This is a genomic window from Flagellimonas aquimarina (assembly GCF_003149745.1).
Classification (GTDB): domain Bacteria; phylum Bacteroidota; class Bacteroidia; order Flavobacteriales; family Flavobacteriaceae; genus Flagellimonas; species Flagellimonas aquimarina.
In genome coordinates this window covers 18785-40518 of the sequence record NZ_QGEG01000007.1, presented here as the reverse complement: position 1 = coordinate 40518, position 21734 = coordinate 18785, and the positions used below count along the sequence as shown (strand labels likewise).

Annotated in this window: 13 protein-coding genes and 1 tRNA gene; 11 read left to right on the top strand and 3 right to left on the bottom strand. The window is 38.7% G+C overall.

What is annotated here, in order from left to right; translation table 11 throughout:
- The first annotated feature begins 273 nt into the window (after window positions 1-273).
- Entirely contained in the window at window positions 274-2007 is a 1734-nt protein-coding gene (locus tag DKG77_RS16820) for a T9SS type A sorting domain-containing protein (protein WP_109665806.1), read from the top strand.
- 71 nt (window positions 2008-2078) lie between these two features.
- Here DKG77_RS16820 and DKG77_RS16815 read toward each other — a convergent pair whose 3' ends face one another.
- From DKG77_RS16815 to DKG77_RS16805, 3 genes are all read right to left on the bottom strand, one after another.
- The gene (locus tag DKG77_RS16815) at window positions 2079-3545 is read right to left on the bottom strand and encodes a glutamate synthase subunit beta (RefSeq protein ID WP_109665804.1); all 1467 of its coding nucleotides are present in this window, start codon (window positions 3543-3545) and stop codon (window positions 2079-2081) included.
- 8 nt (window positions 3546-3553) lie between these two features.
- The gene (gltB, locus tag DKG77_RS16810) at window positions 3554-8062 is read right to left on the bottom strand and encodes a glutamate synthase large subunit (protein WP_109665801.1); all 4509 of its coding nucleotides are present in this window, start codon (window positions 8060-8062) and stop codon (window positions 3554-3556) included.
- Window positions 8063-8375: 313 nt separating this feature from the next.
- The gene (locus tag DKG77_RS16805) at window positions 8376-9518 is read right to left on the bottom strand and encodes an acyl-CoA dehydrogenase family protein (RefSeq protein WP_109665798.1); all 1143 of its coding nucleotides are present in this window, start codon (window positions 9516-9518) and stop codon (window positions 8376-8378) included.
- A gap of 225 nt (window positions 9519-9743) precedes the next feature.
- Between DKG77_RS16805 and nhaD the strand changes: the two genes are divergently transcribed.
- The 10 genes from nhaD (at window position 9744) to DKG77_RS16755 (ending at window position 21638) form a co-directional block, all read left to right on the top strand.
- The gene (gene nhaD, locus DKG77_RS16800) at window positions 9744-11129 is read left to right on the top strand and encodes a sodium:proton antiporter NhaD (protein ID WP_109665794.1); all 1386 of its coding nucleotides are present in this window, start codon (window positions 9744-9746) and stop codon (window positions 11127-11129) included.
- Window positions 11130-11186: 57 nt separating this feature from the next.
- Entirely contained in the window at window positions 11187-11879 is a 693-nt protein-coding gene (locus DKG77_RS16795) for a MotA/TolQ/ExbB proton channel family protein (RefSeq protein ID WP_109665791.1), read from the top strand.
- A 9-nt stretch (window positions 11880-11888) separates the two neighbouring features.
- Window positions 11889-12275, top strand: a complete 387-nt coding sequence (locus tag DKG77_RS16790) for an ExbD/TolR family protein (protein ID WP_055396910.1) — start codon at window positions 11889-11891, stop codon at window positions 12273-12275.
- Window positions 12275-13153 carry an energy transducer TonB gene (locus DKG77_RS16785; protein WP_109665789.1) on the top strand — a complete coding sequence of 293 codons (879 nt, stop codon included), beginning with the start codon at window positions 12275-12277 and terminating at the stop codon, window positions 13151-13153. Before DKG77_RS16790 ends, DKG77_RS16785 begins: the two co-directional genes overlap by 1 nt.
- The gene (locus DKG77_RS16780; protein WP_109665786.1) at window positions 13154-14365 is read left to right on the top strand and encodes a bifunctional folylpolyglutamate synthase/dihydrofolate synthase; all 1212 of its coding nucleotides are present in this window, start codon (window positions 13154-13156) and stop codon (window positions 14363-14365) included. It abuts the gene before it with no gap.
- A gap of 66 nt (window positions 14366-14431) precedes the next feature.
- Window positions 14432-14506: transfer RNA gene (locus DKG77_RS16775), tRNA-Val, on the top strand.
- Window positions 14507-14775: 269 nt separating this feature from the next.
- Complete coding sequence (locus tag DKG77_RS16770) at window positions 14776-15225, top strand: helix-turn-helix domain-containing protein (protein ID WP_109665783.1); 450 nt, start codon at window positions 14776-14778, stop codon at window positions 15223-15225.
- A 494-nt stretch (window positions 15226-15719) separates the two neighbouring features.
- A complete protein-coding gene (locus DKG77_RS16765; protein WP_109665781.1) occupies window positions 15720-18971 on the top strand; it encodes a SusC/RagA family TonB-linked outer membrane protein in 3252 nt (1083 codons plus the stop codon).
- Window positions 18972-18993: 22 nt separating this feature from the next.
- Window positions 18994-20727, top strand: coding sequence for a SusD/RagB family nutrient-binding outer membrane lipoprotein (locus tag DKG77_RS16760; RefSeq protein ID WP_109665811.1), 1734 nt, complete (start codon window positions 18994-18996; stop codon window positions 20725-20727).
- A 29-nt stretch (window positions 20728-20756) separates the two neighbouring features.
- Window positions 20757-21638, top strand: a complete 882-nt coding sequence (locus DKG77_RS16755) for a hypothetical protein (protein WP_133248470.1) — start codon at window positions 20757-20759, stop codon at window positions 21636-21638.
- Window positions 21639-21734 lie beyond the last annotated feature (96 nt).

Below are 21734 nucleotides of genomic sequence, written 5' to 3'. Positions count from 1 at the left end.
TAAGCCCGTTTGCGCCGATGGTACTGCTATACCAAGTGGGAGAGTAGGTCGCCGCCTTCCTTGAACGCCCTTTACAAACGTAAAGGGCGTTTTTTTGTTTTTAGCTTTTTTCTTCTTTTCTTCACAACCAACACTATTTTAAAAGTAGGAATTAACTTACAAATTCTTATATTTGAATGCCTCACATGAATTTGTTTCAATAACCCGCATGTATTAACAATATGTAACGGATTTGCTATGGTTTTGAATTTGTAACCATTAAGACTATATAATATGAGGAAACAATTACTTTTTGTCACACTTTTTGTGGTAACCCTTACCGTAAAATCACAATCTTGTAATTGTGATGTTACTCTTTCTGGGTTGTCATCTACAACTTTAAACCTAGTCTGGGCATCCAATGTTAGCTACTCTCCTGGAGATACAATCTGCATACCAGCAGGGAATTATGCCGGCATACGCTTTTATGATTTTGAAGGAACAGCATCAAACCCAATAACATTTAAGAATTGCGGAGGGCAAGTTGTTCTTAACGAAACCGCCTATTCAGCATTGGAGTTTAAAAACAGTAAGTATATTCATTTAACAGGTACAGGAGACGTTAACCATAATTATGGAATTAAGATAGAAGGAACTGGTCCTTGGGCTATGGGCATGGTTTTAAGTGCTCTTAGTACGGACGTAGAAATAGATCATATAGAAGTTGCGCATGCTGGTTTTGCAGGTTTAATGGCAAAGACGGATCCCGATTGTAACAATCCTGATACATGGAGGGTTAACGGCTTTGTAATGAAAAATTTGAACATTCACCATAATTATATTCATAATACACATGGTGAGGGAATTTATATTGGATTTACCCTGGGATATAAATTAGATTCAGGGAGAAACTGTGGTGGTACAGAGGTCTATGGGCATTGGTTGGAAAATGTTGACATACACCATAACGTGGTTGAAGATACTGGTTGGGACGCTATTCAGTTGAATTTGGCTCATATTAATAGCAAGGTGAGAGACAATACCATTTATGATTATGGTACCAGAGGGAATTGGGGACAAGCCTTTGCCATGAGCATAGGTGGAGGCGCTTATGAAGTCTATAATAATCATGTGGTAAATGGCCCTTTGGAAAAAGGGTGGGGAATGCAGATAATTAATGGCGAGAGCGGTACAAAGGTTTATAACAATGTGTTTGTAAAACCTAAAATGCATGGAATCTTTCTTCATAACAGACATGAGTTTGAAGATTTAAATGAGGGTTATTATGTAGCAAACAATACAATAGTAGAGCCAGAAAGAGCTGGCGTGCATTATAATACTACAGTATTACACCCAGTAGATCCAGCAGATTTGTATAAAAATCAAAGCGAGGTTCCTTCATACTTTGTAAATAACCTAGTAGTTGATCCTGGATATGATTTTGAAGGAGGCAATACTTGGAAACAAAATCAGGAAAGTTATTTTGACTTTAATGAACGGGATACAAGGGACAGTTTGTTAGCCAACATCTATTCAAACATTATGACCCGTCAAATAGATACTTTAGGGTTAATGGATGTCTTGAATAATGATTATAGGCCTTCTTCTGCTGGTTCAGATGTGGTTGATGTGGGTTCAAGTGTTACTTCTTGGGGGGTAACGTTTGATATGGACAACGCATCAAGACCTTCTGGTAGTGCCTTTGATGTGGGAGCATATGAATTTCAGTCTAGCGGAACCTCTCTAAAAGCACAATTGCCTGAAGATGTTGAATTGTTTGATGTTCTTATCGAGAAACAAGCACAAACCTTGTTTTATCCAAACCCCACAAGTTCTTCTTTTAGATTGGAAAACAGTAGTTATGAAGATGTGGTGATCCAATTGATAACTGCTGATGGAAGAATTATTCATGCAGGCAACTATAAAATGGGAGCTTCCTTTAATGTGGAAGAATACACTCCTGGACTGTATTTTTTAAAATTGATCACATCCGAAGAAACTGAAGTTCACCGTTTGGTAATTAGATGATTGGAAACAAAAACTCCCCAAAATAGTTCTTTGGGGAGTTTTCTATAAAGGGTTTGGTTGGGTATTAATATTTAAACTCTTGGTAAATCACCATCACCTTTTAAAGGTAAGTTAGATTTCCCCATTAAGAAGTTGTCCACATGATGGGCCGCTTCTCTTCCTTCGGATATGGCCCAAACTATTAGAGATTGCCCCCTTCTTTGATCACCTGCAACAAAAACACCGGGAATGTTAGTTTTATAATCCTTGGTAGAGGCATTGATATTGGTTCTTGCGTCCATCTTCAATCCTAATTGGTCCGCTATTGTCGTTTCCGAACCTGTGAATCCAAGCGCAAGAAGGGCCAAATCACATTCCCATTCTTTTTCTGTTCCTTCCACTTCTTTAAGGGCAGGTCGTTGTCCTTGCTTTTTTTCCCAGTATACTTCAGAAGTGACCAGACCTTTTAAATTGCCTTTCTCATCACCCACAAATTTTTTGGTCGAAATACTAAAAACGCGCTCGGCACCTTCCTTGTGAGAAGAACTTGTTCTTAGCCTCATGGGCCAGAAAGGCCAAGGTTGCCCCTCCGGTCTGGTTGTGGTTGATTTGGGCATAATCTCAAAATTCGTTACCGAAACTGCTCCATGACGAATTGAAGTGCCAATACAATCAGAGCCAGTGTCTCCACCACCAATAACAATAACTTTTTTTCCTTTCGCAGAAAGCTCCTCACCGGCGTAGGGAATGCCATCTACTTTTCTATTGTTCTGTGGAAGAAAATCCATTGCTTGTACAACACCTTTTAGATCAGAGCCCGGTATGGGAAGACTTCTTCTAACGGTAGCACCACCACAAAGCACAATGCTATCAAATTCTTTTTGGAGTTCATCGGCAGTAACATCGATTCCCACATGAACACTGGTTTTGAAGACGATACCTTCCTTTTTCATTACTTCTAGCCGCCTGTCAATTATATGCTTTTCCATTTTAAAGTCAGGAATTCCATAACGCAATAGCCCGCCAATTTTTTCATCACGTTCTAAAACTGTAACAGAATGCCCTGCTCGGTTCAATTGTTGTGCAGCAGCAAGGCCCGCAGGTCCGGAACCTACGACAGCTACTTTTTTACCGGTTCTTTTTATTGGAAGTTCAGGTTTGATCCACCCATTTTTAAATGCTGTTTCTACTATGTTTTTCTCAATGTTTTCAATAGATACTGGATCCTCATTAATCCCCAATACACAGGCTTCTTCACATGGTGCAGGGCATAACCTGCCTGTAAATTCTGGAAAGTTATTAGTTGAATGAAGAATTTTGGTGGCTTTTTCCCACTTGCCCTGATACACGGCATCGTTAAAGTCAGGGATAAGGTTACCTAATGGACAACCGCTATGACAAAACGGAATGCCACAGTCCATACACCTTGCACCTTGGTCTTTTAATTCATTTTCTTTTAAGGGTATTGTAAATTCCTTATAGTTTTTGATTCTTTCTTTAACAGGAGCATAGGTCTCTATTTTCCTGTCAAACTCCATAAATCCAGTAGTCTTTCCCATGGCTCAACTTATAAGGTTTGCAATTTTTCTTTTTCTAATCGTATTAATGCTTGACGGTATTCTTCTGGAAAAACTTTCACAAATTTAGGTAAGCATTCTTCCCAGTTTTCTAGAATATACTGTGCTAATGGACTCAATGTAGCATTGTAATGGTTTTCAATGAGCTCTTCTAACTGCTTAATATCAATATCTTCTTCAACTGGCAGTAGATTTAATGTTTCGCCATTGCATCTTTTCTCAAAAGAATTGTCCTTGTCAAAAACATATGCAATTCCACCACTCATTCCCGCGCCAAAGTTTCTTCCAACGGCTCCTAAAATTACTGCAACACCTCCTGTCATGTATTCACAGCCATGATCACCAATACCTTCTACTACTGCTTTTGCTCCTGAATTTCTTACACAGAAACGTTCGCCTGCTTTCCCGTTTATATATGATTCTCCCGAGGTGGCGCCATACAAAGTAACATTTCCGGTTATGATGTTATCTTCTGGTTTTAGTGTGGATTTATAAGGTACTTTGATGATAAGTTTTGCTCCGGAAAGCCCCTTTCCTAAATAGTCATTGGTGTTTCCGTTAACAACCATTGTAAGTCCTTTTGTAGCAAAAGCGCCAAAACTCTGCCCGGCCGAACCTGTAAAATTGAGTTTTAAAGTGTTTTCTGGCAGTCCATCTGCCCCATAAATCTTAGAGACTTCATTACTGATAATGGCTCCAACCGCACGATCTGTATTGTAAATGGGGAAATCCAAGGAAATCTTTTCTTTTCTGAACAAAGCGGGATGTGCTTGGGCTATAATATCAAATTCCACGGATTTCTCAATGCTATGAACTTGCTTTTGAGTATTATGGAATTTAGTTCCTTCCGGAACATCCACTTGATATAATATTGGGCTTAAATCAATACCAGCTGCTTTGTAGTGCTCAATGGCCTTTTTTCTGTCTAGTTTTTGGACTTGACCTACCATTTCATCAATGGTTCTAAAGCCAAGTTTAGCCATGATCTCTCTAAGTTCCTGAGCAACAAAATACATGTAATTAACTACATGTTCCGGTTTACCCTTGAATTTCTTACGAAGTTCTGGATTTTGAGTAGCAATGCCCACTGGGCATGTATTTAGATGGCATACACGCATCATTATACAACCAGAGGCTACCAAAGGAGCTGTTGCAAATCCGAATTCTTCTGCTCCTAATAGGCAAGCTATGGCAACATCTCTACCTGTTTTCAGTTGTCCGTCACATTCTAAAACTATGCGGTTTCTTAAATCGTTTAAAACTAAAGTCTGTTGTGCCTCGGCAATTCCTAGTTCCCATGGAAGCCCTGCATGTTTTAATGATGTAAGAGGTGATGCTCCTGTACCTCCATCAAAGCCAGATATCAGGATTACATCTGCCTTAGCTTTTGAAACACCTGCAGCAACAGTTCCTACACCCACCTCGGATACAAGCTTCACATTGACTCGAGCGTCCCTATTGGCTGATTTTAAATCGTAAATTAATTGGGACAAATCTTCAATGGAGTAAATATCATGATGCGGCGGCGGAGAAATTAAGCCTACATATGGTGTGGAATTTCTAGTTTTTGCAATTGCAGGATTCACCTTTGGACCTGGCAGTTGTCCACCTTCGCCTGGTTTGGCCCCTTGGGCCATTTTAATTTGAATTTCTTTAGCATTGGTCAAATAGTTGGAGGTTACCCCAAACCTACCTGAAGCTACTTGTTTAATAGCACTGTTTTTCCAGTCTCCTGTTTGATTTTTATAAAAACGAGCCGAATCTTCTCCGCCTTCACCAGAGTTGCTCTTTCCACCAATTCGGTTCATGGCAATCGCTAAATTTTCATGGGCTTCCTTACTTATGCTTCCGTAGGACATGGCACCGGTCTTGAATCTTTTTACAATTTCGGTCCATGGTTCTACTTCCTCAATTGGAATTGGGTCATAGTTTGAAAATTCAAACAACCCGCGGATGGTCATCAAGTTTTTTGATTGCTCATTAACCAATTTGGAATACTCTTTATAAGTATCCGGCTCGTTATTGCGTACCGATTTTTGAAGTTTGGCAATACTTAATGGATTGAACATATGTTTTTCACCATCCCTTCTCCAACGATACTCTCCGCCAATCTCAATATCAAGATTAGCTGCTAACTCCTGAGTTTTGAATGCTTTTTTGTGGCGTTTTGCTACCTCCTTTTCAATTTCATACAAACCTATTCCCTGAATACGTGTTGGCGTATTAGGAAAGTATTTGTCAACTACCTTGGTATTTATGCCTATGCATTCGAATAATTGAGAACCTCTGTAAGAATTCAATGTTGAGATTCCAATTTTGTTCATCACTTTTAATATTCCCTTTCCTATAGCTTTATTGTAGTTTTTTATAGCCTCATCAAAAGTGTATTCTGTAATGTCATTTTCTTCAATTTGTTCGCCTATGATTTCATTAACTAAATAGGGGTTTATGGCACTAGCACCAAAGCCAAAAAGTAGAGCAAAATGGTGCACTTCCCTAGGCTCTGCAGATTCAATGATGATACTAAGCTTGGAGCGCTTTCCTAATTTGCTAAGCCCGCTGTTTACATAGGAGCAAGCTAGTAGGGCAGGAATCGCCGCCATTTCTGTGCTGACCATTCTATCTGATAAAATGATAATGTTGGCCCCTTCATCTATTGCGGATGAGGCTTTATGCAAAATTGTGTCCAGGGCTTCTTCTAACCCATTATGCCCTTTTGAAATTTCATACAGAATGGAAATGGAGACCACCTTGTAGTCTGGACTGGCATCGTAGTTTTTAATCTTATCCAAATCTTCTTTGGAGATAACAGGATTCTGAATCTTTAGTTTTCTGCAGTGATGCCCTGATGTGTCAAAAATATTTTGGTCGCTACCAAGTGTTAAACTGATATCCGTAATCAATTCCTCTCTAATCCCATCCAAAGGCGGATTGGTAACCTGTGCAAATAATTGTTTAAAATAATTGTAGATAAGTTGAGGACGCTCGGACAAGACTGCTATTGGTGTGTCTGAACCCATAGAACCGATAGGTTCTTTGGCATATTTTGCCATTGGCAAAATAATAGTGTTTATATCCTCTAAGGTGTAGCCGAAAGCAGCTCTTCTGGTTTCAATAGGAAACTCTCCATAAAAAACGGGACAATCATTATAAGGAATGTCCTTTAGGTGAACAAGATTGTTTTGTAGCCATTTTTTATAAGGGTGCTTTTTGGCAATAGCCTCTTTAACTTCCTCATCATTGATTATACGGCCTTCTTCCATATTTACCAGGAACATTTTTCCAGGTTCTAATCGGCCATGAAATTCAATGTCCTCTGGCTCCAACTGAACCACTCCAGTTTCTGACGACATGATTACATACCCTTTTTTGGTAACGGAATACCTGGATGGACGTAGTCCATTTCTATCTAGAACCGCACCTATATAATTGCCATCCGTAAAGGGGATTGAAGCGGGACCGTCCCAAGGTTCCATTACACAGGAGTTGTATTCGTAAAATGCCCTTTTGGATTCTGACATTTCTGTATTTTTCTCCCAAGCTTCTGGCACTAGCATCATCATTACTTCTGGCAGGGAGCGCCCTGTCATCAATAGCAATTCTACAACCATATCCATGCTTGCGGAATCTGACTTTCTTGGTAAAACCACGGGAAGTATTTTTTTAATATCCTCACCAAACCAATCACTTTTTAAAAGCTCTTCTCTGGAACGCATTCTAGATACGTTTCCTCTAAGGGTATTTATTTCTCCATTATGGCACATATAGCGAAAGGGCTGTGCCAAATCCCAGGTTGGAAAAGTATTGGTCGAAAAGCGCTGGTGAACCAGTGCCAAACGAGTTACTACTCTTGGGTCCAAAAGGTCTTCGTAATACCTGCTAATGTCATAGGGAACCAAAAGTCCTTTGAAGATGATGATTTTGGTGGAGAGACTTGGTAGGTAAAAGAACTGGCTCTGCGAAAGTTTACTTTTAATGATAGTATGTTCCGTAATCTTTCTTGCAATGAAAAGCTTCAAGTTAAAGTGAAAATCATCAATAGAATCATCCCTGCCAACAAACACTTGTTTTATAAAAGGTTCGGTCTCAGCAGCTATTCTTCCGGGTATGGAGCGATTGACAGGAGCATTGCGCCATCCCAATAACCGCAATCCTTGTTTTTCAATATTCTCTTCAAAAGTTGAAATACAGAAATTCCGTTGATTTTCTTTTTGTGGAAGAAAAACGTTGCTTACTGCATAATCACCAGCTTCAGGTAAATCGAATTTACATACTTCTGTAAAAAAGTCATGTGGAATATCAATTAGAATACCGGCTCCATCGCCTGTTTTGCCATCTGAGCTAACTGCACCTCGGTGCTCTAGCTTATCCAGTATCTCTAGAGCCTTATGAATGATATCATTGGACTTTTTTCCTTTTAAGCTACAAATGAATCCTGCACCACAGTTATCATGCTCAAATTCTGGTAGATATAATCCCTGTTTCTCTAACATCTTCATTATGGTATTTCTTCAAAAATATCATATTAACTGAATAAATAACAAGATTTTTAGCCAATAACGATTAAATCATCAACGTTTGGAATGAAGAGTTAAAAAATATTCAAAATCAAAATTTGAGCATTGCTAAATTATGATTATCTCAAAACACCTCTAAATATTTAGAGGTACATGTAGAAAAATGGGGGACAGGGATTAAATGTTGAACAAAAAAACAATTTTACCCATAAATAAATAGGGTTTGTTTAACCAAAAATCATATAAAAAGGGAGTTAGCCTATCAATTTGACGGGTAAGGTAAATTGTTTTACTGCTAATCTTTTAAGATACTCCTAGAAATCACAATCTTTTGAATTTCGGAAGTACCCTCGTAGATTTGGGTGATTTTTGCATCGCGCATCATCCTTTCCACGTGGTAATCTTTTACAAAACCGTTACCGCCGTGTATTTGCACAGCTTCAACGGCAGTCTCCATTGCAACTTCAGATGCATAGAGTTTGGCCATGGCTCCAGAAAGTGTGTAATCTTTTCCATTGTCCTTATCGCATGCTGCCTGATATACTAAATAGCGCGCAGCCTGAATTTTGGTATGCATATCGGCCAATTTAAACGCTATAGCCTGATGATTTGCAATTTCCGTTCCGAATGCTTTTCGTTCTTTTGAATATTTCTTGGCAAGTTCATAGGCTCCTGTAGCTATACCCAGGGCTTGCGCAGCAATGCCTATTCTTCCTCCAGCTAGGGTTTTCATGGCAAATTTAAACCCGAAGCCGTCTTCACCAATACGATTTTCTTTAGGCACTTTAACATCATTAAATAAAAGAGAATGTGTGTCACTTCCTCTAATTCCAAGTTTATTTTCTTTAGGCCCAATTTCAAACCCTTCCATTCCTTTTTCAACGATCAAGGCGTTAATTCCTTTATGTCCTTTATCTACGTCTGTCTGCGCTATGACCAAATAAACTTCCGCTGTACTACCGTTTGTTATCCAGTTTTTGGTTCCATTAACAATGTAATGGTCCCCCATATCAATAGCTGTGGTTTTTTGCGAAGTTGCATCACTGCCCGCTTCAGGTTCTGAAAGACAGAAAGCACCTATGTTCTCTCCTGAAGCCAAGCGGGTTAAGTATTTTTTCTTTTGGGCTTCAGAACCAAAAGTTTCTAATCCCCAACATACTAGGGAATTGTTTACGGAAACCACTACTGAAGCTGATGCATCAATTTTAGATAGTTCTTCCATAACAAGGACATATGAAAGGGTGTCAAGACCACTGCCTCCATACTCTTCTTTTACCATCATTCCTAAAAAACCAAGCTCGCCCATTTTTTTCACTTGCTCAGCAGGAAATTTTTGGGCATCATCTCGTTCTATTATCCCGGGCAACAATTCATTTTGGGCAAAATCTTTTGCTGCTTGTTGTATCATTAGTTGCTCTTCAGAAAGTGTAAAGTCCATGAAATTGAGAAATAAATAAAAATTGGATACAAATATAGCTCTATACTAGGATTTTTTTGATAAATGGCGTTAAAAAATGAGAATGATATAATGTTGTTTGTCGATTTTTCTAAATCGAGTATTTTTCTAGAAATTAGATTATGTAGGAAAACTCATTTTGAATATCTTTAGCAAAGTAGATTGCTTTTAAGCAAAATAAATTTCAACTAAATAAACCAACTAAACATGGAAACCATTCTCATTGCCATATTTGTTATTGGATACCTTGCCATTACCCTTGAACACAACTTAAAGATAGATAAGCTGATTCCGGCATTGGCAATGATGGCTGTTCTTTGGGCAATGATGGCATTTGGAATTGACGGGTTTACCACCTGGTTTGATTCTGGTAAACATGCTTTGATGGAAGGGTTTTCTGCCTTAGGACATGAAGATAAAATGCATGTTCTGGAAGAGACGCTATTGCATCATTTGGGAAAGACCTCTGAAATATTGGTTTTCCTCTTGGGGGCTATGACAATTGTTGAGATCATTGATTACTTTGATGGTTTTGCAACAATAAAATCTTTTGTAAAGACAAGGAGCAAAAGAAAAATACTTTGGATTTTTGCCTTTTTGGCATTCATTCTTTCCGCGATTATAGATAACCTTACTGCAACGATTGTTCTAATATCCATTCTACAGAAAATAGTTAAAGTAAGAAATGATAGATTATGGTATGCCGGTTTAATTATTGTTGCGGCAAATGCAGGAGGGGCTTGGTCTCCCATTGGGGATGTTACCACAACTATGTTATGGATTGGAAACAAAGTAACAACAGGTAAGTTAATAGGATACCTTTTATTGCCATCTTTAGTATGTATGTTGGTGCCAACCTTCATCGCTTCTTTTTTGCCTGCTTTCAAAGGAAATATTGATGTTGAGGAAGCGGAACCTGCAAAATCAAAATTTGGAGCAACAATGCTGTATTTGGGACTTGGGGCAATCGTATTTGTGCCCATTTTCAAAACAATAACACATTTGCCCCCCTATGTCGGTATGATGTTGTCTTTGGCAGTAGTGGCAACTTTCGCAGAAATTTACAGTAATTCAAAAATTTCTATTTCTTCTGTAGACCCAGAAAGTGATGCAGAATCGCATCACAGTCCGGTGCATAGTGCTTTAACTAAGATTGAGTTGCCAAGCATATTGTTCTTCCTGGGAATTTTAATGGCTGTTGCAGCTCTAGAATCATTAGGACTGCTGTTCAATTTTGCAGAAGGATTAAAACAAGGTATTGGGTTATTAGGGACTGAGCTTCCAGGTACTGAGATTTCTGATTTGGTCGTAATTATTCTGGGTATTGGATCGGCCGTAATAGATAACGTTCCTCTGGTAGCTGCAAGTTTGGGGATGTTTTCTGAACCCACGGATAACCCGTTATGGCACTTTATTGCTTATTCTGCAGGAACAGGTGGTAGTATGTTAATAATTGGCTCTGCAGCTGGTGTTGTGGCCATGGGGATGGAAAAAATCGACTTCTTTTGGTATTTGAAAAAAATAGCATGGTTGGCATTCCTTGGATTTATCTCTGGTGCTATTTGTTTTGTGGCGATGCGATATTTTTTCTAAAAAATACTTTACTTTAAAAATCTCCGTTATTATTGCAACTTAAATTGGGGATTTTATATGATTACTTTTCAAGATTTAGAGGAAGGGGTTGAGATGGGTGCAGCTATTTCAGAAGAGAAAACTCTTTCTGTCATTGATTTAATAGTTAACGGAGGAACGGGCAGCATAGTCATTATCATGGTGCTTTTTGTACTTCTCTTTGTTGCTTTGTACATTTATTTTGAACGCATTTTTGCGATTAAGGCAGCTTCAAAAATTGATAAAAACTTCATGAACCAGATTCGGGACCATGTCATGAACGGTAAATTGGAAGCAGCAAAGATTCTATGTGCACAAACAGATTCCCCTGTTGCCAGATTAACGGAAAAAGGAGTGTCAAGGATTGGCAAACCTTTAGACGATATAAATACTGCAATAGAAAATGCTGGTACCTTAGAGGTTTATAAACTAGAGAAAAACGTAAGTGTTTTGGCTACTGTGGCCGGTGCGGCACCAATGATTGGGTTCTTGGGAACCGTAATTGGTATGATTTTAGCTTTCCATGAGATGGCAAGCAGCGGTGGTCAAGCAGAAATGGGTTCTTTGGCTTCAGGAATTTATACTGCAATGACTACGACGGTCGCTGGACTTGTAGTTGGTATTATAGCATATATAGGGTATAACCATCTGGTAAATAGAACTGACAAAGTGGTTCATAAGATGGAAGCGAATGCGGTAGAGTTTTTAGACTTATTGAATGAACCTATCTAGAATTTCAGTATGAAATTAAAAGGAAGAAATAAAGTAAGTCCAGAATTTAGTATGTCATCCATGACAGATATTGTATTTCTGTTATTGGTGTTTTTTATGTTGACTTCCAATGCACCAAATGCTTTGGATTTACTGTTGCCAAAAGCAAAGGGAAAGTCTACAAATACGCAGAATGTTTCGGTGACCATTAATAAGAACTTGGAATATTTTGTGAACAATGAACAGATAAACGAGGAATACATTGAAATTGAATTAAAAAAGGCACTTGAAGGTCAAGAAAAGCCTACAATCATTCTAAGAGCAGAAGAAAGCGTGGCAATTAAAGAGGCCGTTAACGTTATGGATATTGCTAATAGAAATAGTTACAAGGTTATCTTGGCGGTGCGGCCAAAATAATGTCATTTTTAGATACGAGACACAAGAAAAAATCATTTACGCTTACTACACTTCTATTAAGCGTGGTATTGCTATTGCTTTTCTATATTGGACTTACCTATTTAGATCCACCAATTGAAAATGGGATTGCTGTCAATTTTGGCACCATGGATTTTGGTAGTGGTGAGGTGCAACCTAAAGAAAAAGTTCGTTCCCAGCCCAAAAAGGAGGTAACAAAACCGGTGGAACAGGTCAAGGAACAGGTTCAGCCAAAAGAAACTGCTACGGAAGAACCGGTAGAAAAGGTATTGACCAGTGAGAACGAGGAGACCATAAGAATAAATCAGCAAAAAGAAGCCAGACGAAAAGCAGACGAAGCTGCTAAAAAAGCAAGGGCCGATGCAGAACGGGTCGAACAAGAGAAAAAACAAGCTGAAGAACAAAAAAGACAAGAGCAAGAATCTAAGAAAAAAAGCCTTGATGCCTTAATAGGAGGTATTGGAAAATCTGACGGAGAAACAACAGGAAGTGAAGGGGACGATAATAAGGCGGGAGATAAAGGAAAACCAGAGGGAGACCCTTACGCAACCAGTTATTACGGAACCCCGGGAAGTGGAAGCGGAACGGGAGGATATGGGCTTAATGGACGTTCTTTGGTGAGTAAAGGAAAAGTACAACAAGAATGCAATGAAGATGGTCGTGTAGTGGTAAGGATTGTGGTAGACAAAAATGGAAGGGTAATAAAAGCAACTCCCGGAGTAAAAGGAACTACCAATAATGCGCCTTGTTTATTGGAGCCGGCAAGAAAAACAGCATTTCTTCATAAGTGGAACCTGGATTCCAATGCGCCATCTCAACAGATTGGTTTTGTGGTTGTCAACTTCAAGTTAGGTCAATAGATGACTTATAAAGAAACTTTGAATTGGATGTTTCAACAACTTCCAATGTATCAACAGAAGGGATCATCTGCATTAAAAAATAAGCTGGACAATATCATCCATTTTTCTGAAGTCCTTGGAAACCCCCATCAGAAATTCAAAAGTATACATGTAGCAGGCACAAATGGAAAAGGTTCCTGTAGCCACATGCTTGCATCTATTCTTCAGGAAGCGGGATATAAGGTTGGTCTTTATACATCCCCTCATTTAAAAGATTTTAGAGAGCGAATTAAAATCAACGGAAAGGCCATTGGTAAAGGCAATGTAAAAGATTTTATAAAAGCTCATAAGTCTTTTTTGGAAAAAAATGAACTTTCTTTTTTTGAAATGACTGTGGGAATGGGCTTTCATTATTTTAAAGAAGAGAAAGTGGATGTTGCGGTTATAGAAGTTGGTTTAGGGGGAAGATTGGATTCAACAAATATTATTGTTCCCGAAGTTTCTTTAATCACCAATATAGGACTGGACCATATTCAACTTTTAGGAGGCACTTTAGAAAAAATTGCTCTAGAAAAAGCTGGAATAATAAAAAGAGGGATCCCCGTGGTCATTAGTGAACGACAACCCGAAACCGAGGGAATTTTTAAGTTAATTGCAGCACAGAAGAATTCTGAAATTGTTTTCGCGGATGAACTTCCAATAAAAAACTATAAAACAGACTTGCTGGGCAACTATCAGCATAAGAATATTCAGGGTGTGGTTGCAACCATCAAAAAGCTAAAAAGTTTAACAGTCCATGATCACCATGTAAAAGCAGGGCTAAAAAAGTGTATTGATAATACTGGTCTTTTGGGAAGATGGCAGATTTTAGGTAAAAAACCAAAAATTGTGTGTGATACGGCACACAATAAAGAAGGGCTTAGTTTAGTGCTAGAACAAATAAAAAAAATTAAATCTCCGCAAGTACATTTTGTTCTTGGTTTTGTAAATGATAAGGTGTTAGATGATGTGCTTAGCTTGTTCCCGAAAAATGCAAAATACTATTTTGTAAAACCAAATGTGCCAAGAGGATTGCCAGCTAAAGAGTTAAAAGACAAAGCGGCAAAATTTGAACTTATTGGAGAAATCTCCAAATCTGTTAAAGAAGGTCTAGAAAAAGCTTTGGGCAATGCAAAGGATGATGATTTAATTTATGTTGGGGGCAGTACATTTGTGGTTGCAGAAGTGGTTTAGATATTTTATGTTTTTTCTTTTTGGTAAACAAAAAATGGTGCTATATTTGCACTCCGTTTTAAGAACGGGCGCGTAGCTCAGTTGGTTCAGAGCACCTGGTTTACACCCAGGGGGTCAGGGGTTCGAATCCCTTCGCGCCCACAACTAAAAACCCACCTTATTAAGGTGGGTTTTTTGCGTTTTGTACATTAGGTCCTCATAGGTAGTTTTACCTATTCTTCAATATTCCATAAAAAAAAGTCCCATTTTGTATACTTTCATTTGGAATCCCTCATCTGTTAATTTTCAAGGATTTAAAAGTAAATGGGTAAGCAACCCCGATATATTTTTACGTAAATCCTTATCGGATAGACCTATAAAGCGCTGTTTTTGTGGTAATTATATATGCAGTTTAACCAAACCACGATAACATGAGAAAACTTATTCAGCATTTTTTCTCTACTTACAAAGCCGGACCAGAAGTGTATAAGGATGTAATGACATCTAAATATGTGAAATCTGGACTTACCCTTCAAGAGGCTAAAGAAATAAGACAAAGGATACAAGAGGCTTTTGAAAATGACAAGGTCTACAAGAACAATGCAATAGGACTTAATGACCTTTCACAACATATTGCCAGAGATAGGTATAAGGTTTCACAAGTATTAAATGAATACCTGGCAAGGAACTTCTACTCCTTATTGAATCATTATAGGGTAAAAGAGGCAAAGGACCTACTAATATCACAACCATTTCTAAGTGTCAAAGCAATTATGTATGAGGTGGGGTTCAATAGTAAAACAAGTTTTTACAGCGCATTTAAAAAAGACACAGGTTTAAGTCCAAATGACTATCGTAGTTTGGCAATGTATGCTTCCTAAACAAGTTACAGTTTTCCATTAGTTTTTTTACCATTTCTGTTTTCCGTGGTTTTCTTCGGACAAACGAAGCTTTCCTTTCATTTAAAAATGCAATAACCCAATGGTCATTTTAGTAGGGTTTACTCTGCATGTTTTACGGTCTTAACCTATGGGTTATGAAGCCAAATGCTCTTTTAAGTTAAAAATTAACAAACCTTTTAAGTCACTGCCCTTAGATAACTAAATGTTAAAAAAGGTATTTCCCGTTGGGGATGAAGTTTTTTGTTGTTCGCCCCGTTTTAGAAGTACTCCTAGTTTTTAATGATGCAATTCTTTTGTTGTTGCAATTGTAAAGGTAAGGCGGTGAGAGGCCTTACTACCTTAAAATAGAGACTTTCCAATAAGTTTTGTTTTCGTACTAGGGAGTATTATTTGAATTAGCTATCAAACACCTTATCCCGCCTGCCTTTCTCAGTTGCGCTAACTCATTAATTACTAACAAAACTTTTAATTCTATGAAAGTAAAGAAGCTATTTGGGACGCTCGTGTTCATGTTATTTTGTGTAGCATTTGCTCGATCTCAAGAAAAAACGATTACCGGTACAATCATTGATCAAACAGGGATACCCCTGCCTGGGGTCAATATTGTAGTCGATGGTACTACTAATGGAACCCAATCTGATTTTGATGGTAACTATGCCATAAGTGCAAGTGTTGGTCAGACATTGGTGTATACTTATCTTGGCCAAAGACCTGCAAGAAGACTCATTGGTGCGCAAAGTGTTATAGATATTCAAATGGAGGAAGATGCGCAAGCCTTGGAAGAGGTTGTGGTAACAGCATTGGGTATTAAAAGGGAAAAGCAAGCTTTGGGATACGCAGTTGCCGAAGTTTCTTCTGAACAATTAGAAGATAAGGCCGAAGGAGATTTGGGAAGAGTCCTGATCGGTAAAGCATCTGGGGTTAATATCACTCAGCAAAGTGGACTTTCTGGATCTGGAACAAACATCATTATTAGAGGTTATAATTCTTTTAGTCAAAGTAATCAACCTTTATTTATTGTTGATGGGGTTCCTTTTAATGGAGATACTAATTCCTCGGGTAGACAAGGGTCTAGACAGGATTTTATTAACGGGAATAACGGATCCAGTAGGTTTTTGGACTTGGACCCTAACAGTATAGAAAGTGTAAATGTGTTAAAAGGTTTGGCGGCGTCTACACTTTATGGGTCTTTAGGTAGAAACGGTGTTATCCTAATAACAACAAAAGCAGGTGCTGGAGGTCAGGGCGCAAAGAAGACAGAGATTACTGTAAACAGTTCTTTGTTTTTTAATGAGATTGCTTCAACCCCAGAATATCAAAATCAATTTGGTAATGGTTTTGACCAGTCCTTTGGATGGTTCTTCAGTAACTGGGGACCTAGTTTTGACAGAGAGGGAATCTCTGGTTGGGGAAACAGTGCAGCTTTTGATGCCAATGGAACACTTCCACACCCATATTCAATTTCTGCTGCGGGACAACAAGCTTTCCCAGAATTTGCTAACGCAAGATATGAATGGAGACCTTATGATAGTTTTGGAGACTTCTTTAAAACTGGAACAGTTACCAATCTATCTATAAATGCAAGTGGTAGCTCTGACGATGGTAAAATATCCTACAATGCCAATTATGGCCATTTAAAAGATATTGGTTTTACACCTGGAAACAGCTTAAATAGAAACAATTTTGGTATAGGTGGTCGTGCTGTTCTTAGTAACAAGTTCACAATATCAGGAGCATTGAATTTTGCAAGAACAAAGTTTATATCGCCTCCAGTGGCCTTGAGTCAAGGTAATGGGGCCACAGGTTCTGGTTCTTCAGTATTTGGAGATTTGTTCTTTACACCTAGAAGTATTGATGTAGTTGGGCTTCCTTTTCAAAGCCCCATTGATGGAAGTAGTATTTATTACAGAAACGGTAATGATATCCAACACCCATTATGGACCGCAAATAATGCAGGAACAAGACAAGAAACCAATAGGGTTTTTGGTAATATGGGCTTACAATATCAGTTTAATGATAATTTAAACTTTATCTATAGGGTTGGTATAGACGTTTATAGTGAGAACAACGTGAATTTTCAAAATAAAGGAGGAATCAACGGGAATGTTCCACAACCTAGACTTGCTAGTGGTATTTATGAAACATGGAACAATACCAACACTATCTGGGATCATAATGCAGCAATCAATGGGGATTATGATTTAACCGAAAAAGTAGGGACCACTTTTAATATTGGTGTTAATGGTAGAAGAGAGATTTTTGACCAACAAGGAGTTGCCAGTGATGCACAGCAAGTGTTTAATGTACTAAGACATTTCAATTTCTTAAATCAAAATGAGATTCAACAAACCTCAGAACGTAACCTAGTTGGGTTCTATGGACAGTTGGAATTTGACTATGATAACTATTTGTATTTAACCCTAGCTGGAAGAAACGATTGGGTCTCCAACCTTTCAACTGCTAACAGATCACTTTTTTATCCTAGTGCAAGTATTTCTTTTGTGCCAACAAAAGCTTTTGATGGTCTCAAAAGTGAAAATGTACTCAACTACTTAAAAATAAGGGCAGGATATGGTACTTCAGCTGGATTCCCAGATGCGAATTCTGATAATTTCCCTGTTTCCAATCGATTGGTATTAGATACTCAGGATTTTCAAGATCCAACAGGGACAAATGTTGTAACCAATACAAGCCCGTTAACACTTGGAAATCCGGATTTGAAGCCTGAGCAGGTTTCCGAAATAGAAATTGGTGTTGAAACAAGATGGTGGGATGGTAGGATTACGTTAGATGCTTCGTTATATGAACGAACTACTACGGATTTGATAGTTCAGCAGCCGCTGGATCCGTCCTCTGGTTTCTTTAGAACCAATACTAATGTAGGTGAGATCAAAGGAGAGGGGGTAGAAATAGACCTTGGACTTAACTTTTTTAGAAGTCAAGAAGAAGGTGGTTTTAACTGGAACACTAATATCAACTTTACTGCCAACGAGTCTGAGGTTACTGATTTGGGACAAGAAACTGATTTAATTGTATACTCTGGTTTTGGTAACCTTGGGAACGCAGCCATAGAAGGAGAACCATTAGGGATTATTTATGGTAGTAGAATTCTAAGGGACGCAAATGGACAATTTGTTGTGAATAGTATTGGAGATTTTGTACAAGATCCACAAGATGGTGTAATTGGCGATCCTAATCCAGATTTTGTAGCGAACATCAACAACACTTTTTCATACAAAAACTTTAGTCTTGGATTCCAGTTCAATTGGACCCAAGGAGGAGATATTTGGTCCAGTACAATTTCCACCCTACTGGGTAGAGGTCTTATTGTAGAAACACTTGATCGTGAAAATACATTTGTATTGCCAGGCGTTCAAAGTGATGGTAGTGTGAATGATGTACAGATAAATAACTCAGATTATTTTTTCAATAACATTTTAGGAAATATTTCCGAACTACAGGTATTTGATGCCACCGTACTTCGTTTACAGGAAGTTACGCTAGGATACTCTTTGCCTAAGAAGTTTTTAAAAGACACTCCGTTTGGTGCACTTTCCTTTACTGTTTCTGGATTCAATCTTTGGTATGATGCAATTAATACTCCAGACGGCGCCAATTTTGATCCTAATACTTCTGGTACAGGAGTGGGTAACGGATTTGGTTTCGATTTCCTTAATGGACCAAGTTCAAGAAGATATGGATTCAGTGTAAAAGCAACATTCTAAGATGATAAAAAAAGATAGAAAAATGAAAATAAGAAGCAAACATATAGCAATGAGTCTTTTTACTGGACTCTTGATGATGACCTCTTGTGAAGTCACTGAATTGGATATAACAAACGATCCAAACTTTCTAACACCAGATTTAGCAGCTCCAGATTTCTTTATTACTTCTATTCAAGAAGATTTTGCTAGACAATTGGACGGTGACGTTTCAGGTGATCCAAACGACAATTTTGTAACCGGTGGTTTTCAATTCGGAGATGGACTTTCACCTTTGGGAATGGAATTGACCAGAATAATGCAAATGTCCAGTAGGGATTATGAAAGTACCTATCAAGATAGCGATGTTGATGATGAATGGGATAATGCTTACAGAGGAATCCTTTTCGATATTAGATTGATGACCCCCTTGGCGGAAGAAGCTGGGCAAACACGCCATTTAGGTATAACGCAGTTTATTGAAGCATATACAATATCTTCTTTGGTAGACTTTTTTGGGGATATTCCATATACAGAAGCAGTCCAAGCTCCAGAAATCGTTAATGCAACTTTAGATAGCGGTGCATCCGTCTATGAGGCAGCACTTGCACTTTTGGATCAGGCAATAATCAATTTTACCAATACGGCGTCTGCCACACCGCCAACGGAGCTTTTTTATGGCAATGACTATACAAAGTGGGTTAAGGCAGCCAATACGTTAAAACTGAAGCTTTACCTACAGACAAGGTTAGTGGACCCAGGTGCTATAGATGCCTTTAATGCAATAGTCAATTCTGGAGATTATATTACGGATACTGCTGACGATTTTGATTTTGTTTGGCCAGGTACAAGCGCTGCGCAGCCAGATAATAGGCATCCAAGATATGGGCTTAACTACGTTTCCAATGGTCCTGGGGATTATGCTTCAAACTGGTTGATAAACAAAATGCAAACATCCAATGATCCTAGGATTAGGTACTATTTTTATAGACAGACCAATGAAGTTCCTGGTCAGGAAATTCCGGCGGATGAGCAGACGTTAAGATGCTCGTTGCAGACCCCACCGGGACATTACACAGCCGGAGGCTTTACATTTTGCAATCTGCCAAATGGGTACTGGGGTAGAGATCACGGAGATGATGAAGGTGCTCCGCCAGATGGTCCCTTAAGAACAACTTGGGGGGTGTATCCTGCAGGCGGTCGTTTTGACGACGACAGCTTTAGTCCTGTGGCGCAGCCTACCGATCCATTATCAAATGGCGGCGGCGGTGCTGGTATAACACCAATCTTGAATGCTTTTATGGTTGATTTTTGGAGAGCGGAAATAGCGTTGGCTGAAGGCAATGCCGCATTGGCCCAAGGTTTCTTGGAAGCGGGAATAACAAAACAGATGGCTAAAGCAAGAAGTTTTGTATCCGTAGATCCTAATGCTGATCTTTCTTTTGAACCCTTAGCTACAGATGTAACCGACTTTATTAATGGAGTGGTTTCAGACTTTGGAGCAGCTTCTGGAGATGACCAATGGAATATCTTGGCAGAAAGTTACTTTGTTGCTCATTATGGAAACGGTATAGAAACATATAACTTCTATAGAAGAACAGGATTTCCAAATAGTTTACAGCCTAATAGGGAACTAGATCCGGGAAGTTTCCCAAGATCTATGTTCTATCCTAACCAGGCAGTGACTTCTAATTCCAACATTACACAAAAAGCAAATCTTGCGGTACAGGTATTTTGGGATAATAATCCAGCGGGACCTTCATTCCCTAGATCAAACTAATTAAAGCAATGACTGATAAAAATAATATTATGAAAAAAATAAGAACATACATATTATTCGCTATAGGGTTTATGACAGCTGTTTCCTGTTCGGAGGAAAAAATAGTGGATGACGTACAAGCAACCGTTGCACGTGGTTTAGTATTGAGGACGGTAACCACTTTAGGGGATAATTTTAATATTTCGGACACAAGTTCAGTATGGGGAAGGACTTTAGAGGCTCAAGACTCTGAGGGTGGTGCCTTACTTTCAGAAATAAGGGTGTTTGTTACGTTCGTTGATAATACCATAGAAGATGGTGACCCGGATTTAAGTACGGATGAAGCGGCTCTGCCATCCGTATCGGCTTCTAGCTTTACCGAGGGACCATTTGGATTCCCAAGAGGAGACGTGAGTGTGACGTATGCGGAAGCAATTGCCGCTACGGGTATAGATTTTGATGACATTGATGGAGGAGATACTTTTAATTTTAGACTAGAGGCTGTCCTTACAGACGGTCGCATATTTACTAACAATGCTGCGGGTACAGTAGCTAATGGGTCATTTTTTAGTTCTCCATTTGCGTATACTTCTCCAGTAGTTTGTCCACCAACAGTTCCTACAGCAGGTGATTGGACCATAAATTTTCAGGATACCTTTGGAGACGGTTGGAACAATGCTGCTTTTAGAGTGACGATAGATGGCACGGCAACTGATTATACGTTAGCCAATGGTGGTGCTGGCTCTGAGGTTTTTACGGTTTCTGGCGGTGCTCAGATAATTTCTATCGTTTTTATATCAGGTGATTTTGATGGTGAGGTAACAGGACAGGTTATTTCGGCCAATGGAAATACCGTGGTAGATGTTGATGGAGTTAATGGGACTATAACAGCTGAAGCAGAACTCATTGATTATTGCTTAAATAATCTATAGTTTAAACTGTATTAATTAATATGGAAAGGGTCGTTCTTGAACGACCCTTTTTTTATTATAGGTAAAATTGTGATGGGTCATATCTTTTTATTTGCT

What these genes read in the sequence shown, in the direction of transcription:
- DKG77_RS16820 (WP_109665806.1), top strand. Translation starts at nt 274, where the DNA reads ATGAGGAAACAATTACTTTTTGTCACACTTTTTGTGGTAACCCTTACC.
- DKG77_RS16815 (WP_109665804.1), bottom strand. Translation starts at nt 3,545, where the DNA reads ATGGGAAAGACTACTGGATTTATGGAGTTTGACAGGAAAATAGAGACC.
- gltB (WP_109665801.1), bottom strand. Translation starts at nt 8,062, where the DNA reads ATGAAGATGTTAGAGAAACAGGGATTATATCTACCAGAATTTGAGCAT.
- DKG77_RS16805 (WP_109665798.1), bottom strand. Translation starts at nt 9,518, where the DNA reads ATGGACTTTACACTTTCTGAAGAGCAACTAATGATACAACAAGCAGCA.
- nhaD (WP_109665794.1), top strand. Translation starts at nt 9,744, where the DNA reads ATGGAAACCATTCTCATTGCCATATTTGTTATTGGATACCTTGCCATT.
- DKG77_RS16795 (WP_109665791.1), top strand. Translation starts at nt 11,187, where the DNA reads ATGATTACTTTTCAAGATTTAGAGGAAGGGGTTGAGATGGGTGCAGCT.
- DKG77_RS16790 (WP_055396910.1), top strand. Translation starts at nt 11,889, where the DNA reads ATGAAATTAAAAGGAAGAAATAAAGTAAGTCCAGAATTTAGTATGTCA.
- DKG77_RS16785 (WP_109665789.1), top strand. Translation starts at nt 12,275, where the DNA reads ATGTCATTTTTAGATACGAGACACAAGAAAAAATCATTTACGCTTACT.
- DKG77_RS16780 (WP_109665786.1), top strand. Translation starts at nt 13,154, where the DNA reads ATGACTTATAAAGAAACTTTGAATTGGATGTTTCAACAACTTCCAATG.
- DKG77_RS16770 (WP_109665783.1), top strand. Translation starts at nt 14,776, where the DNA reads ATGAGAAAACTTATTCAGCATTTTTTCTCTACTTACAAAGCCGGACCA.
- DKG77_RS16765 (WP_109665781.1), top strand. Translation starts at nt 15,720, where the DNA reads ATGAAAGTAAAGAAGCTATTTGGGACGCTCGTGTTCATGTTATTTTGT.
- DKG77_RS16760 (WP_109665811.1), top strand. Translation starts at nt 18,994, where the DNA reads ATGAAAATAAGAAGCAAACATATAGCAATGAGTCTTTTTACTGGACTC.
- DKG77_RS16755 (WP_133248470.1), top strand. Translation starts at nt 20,757, where the DNA reads ATGAAAAAAATAAGAACATACATATTATTCGCTATAGGGTTTATGACA.